Consider the following 7,906-nt stretch of genomic DNA (forward strand, 5'->3'; position numbering starts at 1 on the left):
ACGCAATCTGTTTGCGTTAAGGCGACCGTAGATCCTAGAGTCCCCTAACGCAAACAGTTAGCTTTTATAGGGGAGCGCCATGCCTTACGCCGCACTCACGCCGCCCGAAGCGGCCCGCTGGGCCCACCGCGCCGGGCTGGTCCTGCCCGCCGACCGTCATGCGGCGGTCGCGGCCACCGCCGACCACATCCACTCCGTCGTGGCCGTCCTGAGGGAGCTGGACTTCGGCGACACCCCGCCCGCCCCGGCCTACCGCGCGACAGCCGCGAAGGAGACGCACGATGCAGCCGTATGAACTGACGCTCGCTGCCGCCGCCGCCGCGATCGGGGCACGCCGGCTGTCCCCCGTCGAGCTGACCGACTCCGTACTGGAGCGCATCGAGCAGGTGGAGCCGCAGCTCCGGGCCTACGTCACCGTCCACGCCGAGGGCGCGCGCCGGGCCGCACGCCATGCCGAGAACGAGATCGCGGCCGGTCGTCACCGGGGTCCGCTGCACGGCATCCCGATGGGCCTGAAGGACCTGATCGACGTCGCCGGTGCGGCCACGTCGGCCAGTTCCCGGGTGCGGTCCGGCCACCGGGCGCAGACCGACAGCACCGTCGCCGCACGCCTGTCGGCCGCCGGAGCGGTCCTGCTCGGCAAGACCCACACGCACGAGTTCGCCTACGGGCTGACCACCCCGCAGACCCACAACGCCTGGGACCCCGGCCGGGTCGCGGGCGGCTCCAGCGGCGGATCGGCCGTCTCCGTCGCCGCCGGCGCCGCCACCTTCGCCCTGGGTACCGACACCGGCGGATCCATCCGGGTGCCCGCCGCGCTGAACGGGGTCGTCGGCCTCAAACCGACCTACGGCCTCGTCCCGCGCCACGGTGTCACCTCCCTGTCCTGGTCCCTGGATCACGTCGGCCCGATCGCCCGCACCGCCGAGGACGCGGCCCTGGTCCTCGCGGCCCTGGCCGGCCACGACCCCCGCGACCCCGCGTCGCTGACCGCACCCCCGGCGCACTACCGGCCGGGCCCGGACACCGACCTGACCGGACTGCGGATCGGTGTGCCGCGCACCTACTACTTCGACCACGTCGACCCGGAGGTGGCAGCCGCCGTCCGGAGCGCGATCGACCGGCTCCAGGCGCTCGGTGCCCGCCTCGTCGACGTCGAGATCCCCATGACCCGCTACGTCCAGGCCACCCAGTGGGGCCTGATGGTGCCCGAGGCCACCGCCTACCACGAGAGCAGCCTGCGCACGGTCCCCGAGCTCTACCGGGCCGACGTCCGGATCCTCCTGGAAGCCGGCGAGCTGATGCCCGCCGGGGACTACCTGCGCGCCCAGCGCTCGCGCACGCTCATGCGGCAGGAATGGGCGCGGCTGCTGCGGGAGGTCGACCTGATCGCCGCCCCCTCCGTGCCGATGACCGCCGTTCCGGCCGGTCAGGAGACGGTCACCTGGGCCGACGGCACCGTCGAGGGCGTCTCCGACGCCTATGTGCGGCTCTCGGCCCCGGCCAACATCACCGGCCTTCCCTCCCTGTCCGTCCCGGTCGGCCACGACACCGCGGGCCTGCCGATCGGCATGCAGCTCCTCGGGCCGCCGCTCGGGGAGAGCCTGCTGCTGCGGGTCGGACACGCAAGCGAACAGACCCGGCCCACAGGCCATCTCGCGGCCCTGGCAGCACCGTGCTAGAAGCAATCGGTTCGCTTTAAGGTGGGTTCCGTGAGCAGGCAGATGGTGCGCCCCGGTGGGCGCAGTGCGCGGGTCCAGGCGGCGGTGCACACCGCCGTGCGCGAACTGGCCTCGGAGGTCGGCCGGGACGCCCTGACCGTGCCGATGGTCGCCCAGCGCGCGGGCGTGACGCCCTCGACGATCTACCGCCGCTGGGGAGACCTTCAGGTGCTGCTGTCGGACGTGGCGGTCGAGCGGCTGCGGCCCGACACCGAACCTGCCGACCACGGCACCCTGGCGTCCGACCTCAGGGCCTGGGCCGAGCAGTTCCTCGACGAGATGGCCTCGCCGGCCGGCCGCGCCTACATCCGCGACGCCCTCCTCGGCGACCCGGACGGCCGCAACGCCGGCCAGTGTTCCGCCTACGCCGCCGAGCAGATCGACGTCATCCTCCGGCGCGCGTCCGGGCGGGGGGAACCGGCGCCCGGCATCGAGACGGTCGTCGACCAGGTCGTCGCGCCTCTGATGTACCGCATCCTGTTCCGCCCGGACGGACTCGACGCCGCCTACGCCCACCGGCTCGTGGCAGGAGTCCTCGGCCGGTGACGGGTTCCCCCCGGCGTCAGTCGGTGAGGGGCTTCACCCAGCGCCGCCACTGGTCCTCGGGCGCGTACCCGGCGGCTCCCCACGCGCGGTGCGCGGTCTCGTTGCGCGTGAGCACCATCGCGTCCGCGCGCCGCCCGCCGAGCGTGACGAACCGCTCCTCGGCCGCGGCGAGCAGCGCGGAGGCGATGCCCTGGCGCCGGTGGTCCGGATGCACGGCCAGCCGGTAGAGGTGGCAGCGCCAGCCGTCGAACCCCGCGATCACCGTGCCGGCCAGTTCGCCGCCCCGCTCCGCGAGGATCAGGGCGTCGGGGTCGCGCGCGACCAGCCGCTCCACGCCCCCGCGGTCGTCGCTGATGCTCGTGCCCTCGGCGGCCACCTTCCAGAAGGCCAGCACGGTGTCCAGGTCCTCGGGCGTCGCGGCCCGGATGCGCAGCTCGGTCATGCCATGACCACATCACGCGCGGCCGCCCTCGGGCGCACCATTTCAGAATCCGGACGTCAGGCCCCGCGCACCCGTTCCATGACCGGCGCGAACGCCTCCATGTAGGGCTCCAGTACGGTCAGATACGTGAAGCCGTAGCGCTCGCGCCGGGCCAGGACCTGCTCGGCGAGTTCGTCCAGGGTGCCGATCAGGGAGATCGGGAGCTCCAGCACCTGATCCACCGTCATGTCCGGGACGCGTTCGAGGAACGGCTGGACCGCGGCCTCGCGGTCCTCGGTGCCGATCACCATCTGGAGCAGCAGATTCAGCTCGGGCGGCTCCTCGCGGTGATCCTCCGCGAACTTCAGGAACCGCGCCACGCGTTCGTCGAGTTCGTCCGCGGTGATCGGCGTCAACTGCCCGGTGGCGCTGCCCGGCACCGTACGCGCCCCGGTGAATGCCGCGATGTCGGCGTGCTCGGCGCCCAGCCGCAGCATCCGGTCGCCGTTGCCGCCGATCAGCAGCGGCACCCGGGGCCGCTGCGCCGCCTGCGGCTGGTGCTCGTCCGAGCCCAGCAGCCGCTTCAGCTCCTCGACCGTGCGCCGCAGATGGTCCACCCGCTCGCCCGGTGTGCCGAACGGCAGCCCGGCGCTCTCGTGCTCCGCCCGTACGTAGCCGGTGCCGAGCCCGAGCTCCAGACGGCCGCCCGTCAACGCGTCCGTCGTGGCCACCTCGCGGGCCAGCAACGCCGGGTTCCAGAAGCCCGCGTTGAGCGTGAAGGTGCCGAGCCTTGGCCGCTCGGTGGCCTCCGCCGCCGCCACCAGCGCCGGGAAGGGCGCCGGCATCCCCAGATGGTCGGGGACGAGGATGACGTCGAACCCGAGCTCCTCGGCCCGGCGGCACTTGGCCCGCCACTCCTCGGCTGACGCCGGTTCGAGCAGGTTGACCCCGAAGCGGAACGGACGCGACATGAACTCTCCTCACACGGGAGCGACTTGAGGACCCGTCGCGATTCCATCACTCGTGCGCGATGGCCGCCAGTACGTTCATGCGGGAGGCACGCAACGCCGGGAGCAGCGCCGCCACGACCCCCACTACCGCCGAGCCGATCACGACCGCGACGATCGTGGTCCACGGGATCGCGAGGGCCGCCATGCCCTGGAGGGCCAGCACCTCATGGGTGCACACGCCCCACACCAGCCCCAGCGCGAGCCCCAATACGGCCCCGAACACGGCGATCACCACCGACTCCAGCCGGATCATCCGCCGCAGCTGCCGCCGCGCCAGCCCGATCGCCCGCAGCAGCCCGATCTCCCTGGTGCGCTCGACGACCGACAGGGCGAGGGTGTTGACCACGCCGAGCACCGCGATGATGATCGCCAGCCCCAGCAGCGCGTACACGAGGTACAGCAGCACGGCGATCTGGTCGTGCACCAGCTGCTTGTAGTCGGCCAGGTCCCGCACCTGCACCTGGGGGTAGGGGTCAAGGGTCCGCTCCAGGTGCGCCCGCAGGTCGTCGTCGCTCGTGCCGGAGGCGGCGTTGACGTACAGCGCGGAGTCCTGCCCGCCCGGCGCGTACCGCTCCAGCGTGGCGAGACCGAAGTAGAGCCCGCCCTGCGTGCCGAACCCCTCGGCGGAGTCCTGGTCGGTGAGAGCGCCCACCGTCAGCTCGGCCGTGCGCCCGCCCGGGAACTCCACGGGGAGCGTGCCGCCCACCCGGACGTCGTGGTCGCGCGCGAAGTCCCGGTCCATGGCGAGGCGCCCGGCGGCGAGGGCAGCCGCCGAGTCCCCTTGGACGTAGGTGATGTTGGCAACCTCGTCGAGCCGCGGATCGTAGCCCGCGGCGGTCGTCTCCACGCGGTCGCCGTCCGGGAGCCGCACCCCGACCGGCGTGAACCGCCCCCGCACCACGAGGCCCGCGCCCTCGGTGCCGCGCACCTTGTCGGTGACCTCCTTCGGGAACGGCAGGAAGTTGGTGTTCTGGATCACGAAGTCGGCGCCCAGCGTCTTGTCGATCTGCTGGTCGAACGACCTGGTCATCGAGGCGCTCGCCACCGACATCCCGCCGACCAGGGCGAGACCCACCATGAGCGCGGCCGCGGTGGCTCCGGTACGGCGGGGATTGCGCAGGGCGTTGCGCTGGCTCATCCGGCCGATCGACCCGAACAGGGCGGGGAAGGCCGCGCCGAGGACGCGGATCACCGGGCGCACCAACAGCGGCCCGGCGATCACGGTCGCGATCAGGGTGAGCACGACACCGAGCCCCAGCAGGGACGCCGCCGACGACGTCTGCTCCGCCGCCACGCACCCCATGAGCGCCGCCGCACCGGCCGCCCCGACGACCACGCCCGCCACCGCACGCACCCGCAGCGGCCGGCCCACCCCGGCGACCTCGGCGTCCGAGAGCGCGGCCATCGGCGAGACCCCGGCGGCCCGCCGCGCCGGGAGGTACGCGGCGACGAAGGTGACCCCGAGTCCGACGACGTACGCCGTCACGGGCGTCACCCAGCCGATGACCATCTCGCCCGCGTCGATGTTCATGCCGAGCAGGCCCATCAGCTCGATGAGCCCGGCCGCGAGCCCCACGCCGGCGGCGAGTCCCAGCGTGGAGCCGACCAGACCGAGCAGAAGGGCCTCGGTGAGCACCGAGCGGCGGACCTGGCGCCGGTCGGCGCCGAGCGCGCGCAGCAGGCCCAGCTCGCGGGTGCGCTGGGCGATCAGCATGGAGAAGGTGTTGACGATCAGGAACACCCCCACCAGCACGGCGACCCCGGCGAAGCCGACCATCACGTACTTGATGACGTCGAGGAACCCGCCCAGCTGCTCGACGTCCGACTCGGCCTGCTCGTCGGCCGTCCTGAAGTCGTAGGTGCCGGCGCCCAGCGCGGCGGTCACGCGCTGCTTGAGCTGCTCGTCGCTGACACCGTCGGCGGCGTCGACCGCGATGCTGGTGGCGGCCCCCGGGCTGTCCAGCAGTTTCGTCTGTGCGGTGCGGGGGTCGAGGAAGACCAGCGCGGCGCCCGGGTTGGTGGTCGTGAACGTGGCGATGCCGACGACGCGGACCTTGAACGACCCGGGTGGTGCGATGACGGTGAGGGTGTCGCCGATCGCCACGTCCTTGCGGTCGGCGGTCTCCGAGTCGAGCAGCGCCTGACCGTCGCCGTGCGGGGCGTGACCGGAGGTCAGCTCCACGGGGCTGCGCTCGTTCGGGTTCCAGGCGTTGCCGAGCGTGGGAGCGCCGGTGGTCGGGCCGACCGGCTCGTTCTCCTCGTCGACGACCGTGAGGCCGTCCACGTCGACCTCGGCGCGTGCCGCCGCGACCCCGTCGACCTGCCGCACGCGTGCGGCGAGCGCGGCCGGCAGGGTGGCCGTCCGCCCGGAGGGCACGGCCTCGTCGAGGTCCTCCTTCGGGCTGACGGTGACATCGGCCGCGGTGGAGGCGAACAGCCGGTCGAACGTACTGCTGACGGTGTCCGAGAAGATCAGACTGCCCGTGACGAAGGCGACGGACAGCAGGACGGCGAGCGCCGAGAGCAGCAGCCGCCCCTTGTGCGCCAGGAAGCTCCTCAGGGTCGCCTTGAGCACGGGATCAGTTCTCCTCGGGTGACGCCGGGGTGTCGTCGAAGCGGGTCCGGATCACGTCGAACCGCTTCATGCGCTCCAGCACCGTCTCCGCCGTCGGCCGCCGCATCTCGTCGACGATCCGGCCGTCCCCCAGGAAGAGCACCAGGTCGGAGTGGGCGGCGGCGCCCGGGTCGTGGGTGACCATGACGACGGTCTGCCCGAGCTGGTCCACCGCCTCGCGCAGGAAGCCGAGCACCTCCAGGCCGGCGCGCGAGTCGAGGTTGCCGGTCGGCTCGTCCGCGAAGATCAGCTCGGGCCGGGAGGCCAGTGCCCGCGCACAGGCCACGCGCTGCTGCTGGCCGCCGGAGAGCTGCGACGGCCGGTGCCTGAGCCGGTCCCGCAGGCCGAGGGTGTCGATCACCTGGTCCAGCCACTTCTCGTCGGGCTTCTTGCCCGCGATGTCCATGGGCAGGGTGATGTTCTCCAGCGCGTTCAGGGTCGGGATGAGGTTGAACGACTGGAACATGAACCCGATCCGGTCGCGGCGCAGCCGCGTCAGGTCGCGCTCCCTCAGGCCCGTGATCTCCGTGTCGCCGAGCCACACCCGGCCGGCCGAGACGGTGTCGAGCCCCGCCAGGCAGTGCATCAGCGTGGACTTCCCGGAGCCCGACGGGCCCATCACCGCGGTGAACCGGCCGCGGACGATGTCGACGTCCACCGCGTCGAGCGCGAGCACGGTCGTCTCGCCCGAGCCGTACGCCTTGGTCAGACCGCGGGCCCGGGCCGCGATCCCGTCGGCCGACGCGAGGCCGGGGACGTGCTCCGCAGCAGGTGTGGACAAGGCCGCCTCCTCGGGGTGGACGCCGATTTTCGTCACCTTGCCCGAGAGTAATGTGACGCGGCCCACACTGGGCATCCTCCTCGGGGCGGAGTCCCGCCCTTGCCGGTGCTAGCACCTCCGCGCTAGCTTCGAGGTATGGCGAAGACCCAGCTGAACGTGCGAGTCGACGAGGGCACCGCCCGAGCCGCCCGCGAGCGCGCCCTGGCCCGCGGCATGAGCGTCAACCGCTACATCGAGGAGCTGGTCAGACAGGACACCGGCGAGGTGGGCCACACGTTCGTGGAGGCCGCCGCCGATTTCATGAAGCAGTACGAGTCCGTCTTCGCCGAGGAGTTCGGCGGAGACCGTGAGGGCACGCGCGAAGGTCGCCACTGAACCGTTGAACAACCTCGAGATCGACCTCGCCTGGCTGCTGATGCTCGCCGAGCACAAGACCCCGGGAGACCCCCAGGTCACCGACTGGGGAGCCCTCGTCGCCGCCGTCGCACGCCACCAGGCCGCCATCTTCGACGTCCCCGTCTACGACAGCCCGCACGCCCGCGCCGCCGCGCTGCTCCAGCTCCTGATCCACGTCCCCGCGCTGGAACGCTCCAACGCCCTGTTCGCCTCCGCCGTCGCCTACGCCTACCTCGTCGCCAGCGGCGCCAAGGTCGTCACCTCACCCGAGCAGGTCCGCGACCTCGCCCGGCTGGTCAAGAGCGGCGAGGCGTCCGTGCGGGACATCGAGCAGGAGCTGCGCCAGTGGAGCCTGTGACCAGTGCCCCGGCAGGCAACGTTTGCCGGGGCACTAGCTGTGCTGTCCCGGGACGTTGG

Annotated in this window: 9 protein-coding genes; 5 read left to right on the plus strand and 4 right to left on the minus strand. The window is 72.5% G+C overall.

The window, feature by feature from the left end; all coding sequences use genetic code 11:
- The first annotated feature begins 79 nt into the window (after window positions 1–79).
- The 3 genes from CCL05_RS09245 to CCL05_RS09255 are packed head-to-tail and all read left to right on the plus strand — an operon-like array spanning window position 80 to window position 2,267.
- Window positions 80–295 (plus strand): hypothetical protein, encoded by a 216-nt coding sequence (locus tag CCL05_RS09245; RefSeq protein ID WP_086560022.1) that lies wholly within the window; start codon window positions 80–82, stop codon window positions 293–295.
- Window positions 282–1,682, plus strand: coding sequence for an amidase (locus tag CCL05_RS09250; protein ID WP_086560023.1), 1,401 nt, complete (start codon window positions 282–284; stop codon window positions 1,680–1,682). Before CCL05_RS09245 ends, CCL05_RS09250 begins: the two co-directional genes overlap by 14 nt.
- 42 nt (window positions 1,683–1,724) lie before the next feature.
- Window positions 1,725–2,267, plus strand: a complete 543-nt coding sequence (locus CCL05_RS09255; RefSeq protein WP_086560024.1) for a TetR/AcrR family transcriptional regulator — start codon at window positions 1,725–1,727, stop codon at window positions 2,265–2,267.
- Window positions 2,268–2,283: 16 nt separating this feature from the next.
- Here the strand turns inward: CCL05_RS09255 and CCL05_RS09260 are convergent, their stop codons facing one another.
- The 4 genes from CCL05_RS09260 to CCL05_RS09275 are packed head-to-tail and all read right to left on the minus strand — an operon-like array spanning window position 2,284 to window position 7,093.
- Entirely contained in the window at window positions 2,284–2,709 is a 426-nt protein-coding gene (locus tag CCL05_RS09260) for a GNAT family N-acetyltransferase (RefSeq protein WP_086560025.1), read from the minus strand.
- Window positions 2,710–2,765: 56 nt separating this feature from the next.
- Window positions 2,766–3,659 (minus strand): LLM class F420-dependent oxidoreductase, encoded by an 894-nt coding sequence (locus CCL05_RS09265; protein ID WP_086560026.1) that lies wholly within the window; start codon window positions 3,657–3,659, stop codon window positions 2,766–2,768.
- Window positions 3,660–3,705: 46 nt separating this feature from the next.
- Window positions 3,706–6,273 (minus strand): ABC transporter permease, encoded by a 2,568-nt coding sequence (locus CCL05_RS09270; RefSeq protein WP_086560027.1) that lies wholly within the window; start codon window positions 6,271–6,273, stop codon window positions 3,706–3,708.
- Window positions 6,274–6,277: 4 nt separating this feature from the next.
- Window positions 6,278–7,093 (minus strand): ABC transporter ATP-binding protein, encoded by an 816-nt coding sequence (locus CCL05_RS09275; protein WP_086560030.1) that lies wholly within the window; start codon window positions 7,091–7,093, stop codon window positions 6,278–6,280.
- 135 nt (window positions 7,094–7,228) lie between these two features.
- Between CCL05_RS09275 and CCL05_RS09280 the strand changes: the two genes are divergently transcribed.
- Window positions 7,229–7,468, plus strand: coding sequence for a toxin-antitoxin system HicB family antitoxin (locus tag CCL05_RS09280; protein ID WP_086560028.1), 240 nt, complete (start codon window positions 7,229–7,231; stop codon window positions 7,466–7,468).
- 4 nt (window positions 7,469–7,472) lie between these two features.
- Window positions 7,473–7,847 (plus strand): fic family toxin-antitoxin system, toxin component, encoded by a 375-nt coding sequence (locus tag CCL05_RS09285; RefSeq protein ID WP_086560029.1) that lies wholly within the window; start codon window positions 7,473–7,475, stop codon window positions 7,845–7,847.
- The last annotated feature ends 59 nt before the right edge of the window (window positions 7,848–7,906 follow it).

It is taken from the genome of Streptomyces africanus (assembly GCF_002150735.1).
Lineage (GTDB): Bacteria > Actinomycetota > Actinomycetes > Streptomycetales > Streptomycetaceae > Streptomyces > Streptomyces africanus.

Excerpts from the sequence above, each read along its gene's own strand:
- CCL05_RS09255 (WP_086560024.1), top strand. The coding sequence starts at position 1,725 with ATGGTGCGCCCCGGTGGGCGCAGTGCGCGGGTCCAGGCGGCGGTGCAC.
- CCL05_RS09280 (WP_086560028.1), top strand. The coding sequence starts at position 7,229 with ATGGCGAAGACCCAGCTGAACGTGCGAGTCGACGAGGGCACCGCCCGA.
- CCL05_RS09250 (WP_086560023.1), top strand. The coding sequence starts at position 282 with ATGCAGCCGTATGAACTGACGCTCGCTGCCGCCGCCGCCGCGATCGGG.
- CCL05_RS09260 (WP_086560025.1), bottom strand. The coding sequence starts at position 2,709 with ATGACCGAGCTGCGCATCCGGGCCGCGACGCCCGAGGACCTGGACACC.
- CCL05_RS09245 (WP_086560022.1), top strand. The coding sequence starts at position 80 with ATGCCTTACGCCGCACTCACGCCGCCCGAAGCGGCCCGCTGGGCCCAC.
- CCL05_RS09265 (WP_086560026.1), bottom strand. The coding sequence starts at position 3,659 with ATGTCGCGTCCGTTCCGCTTCGGGGTCAACCTGCTCGAACCGGCGTCA.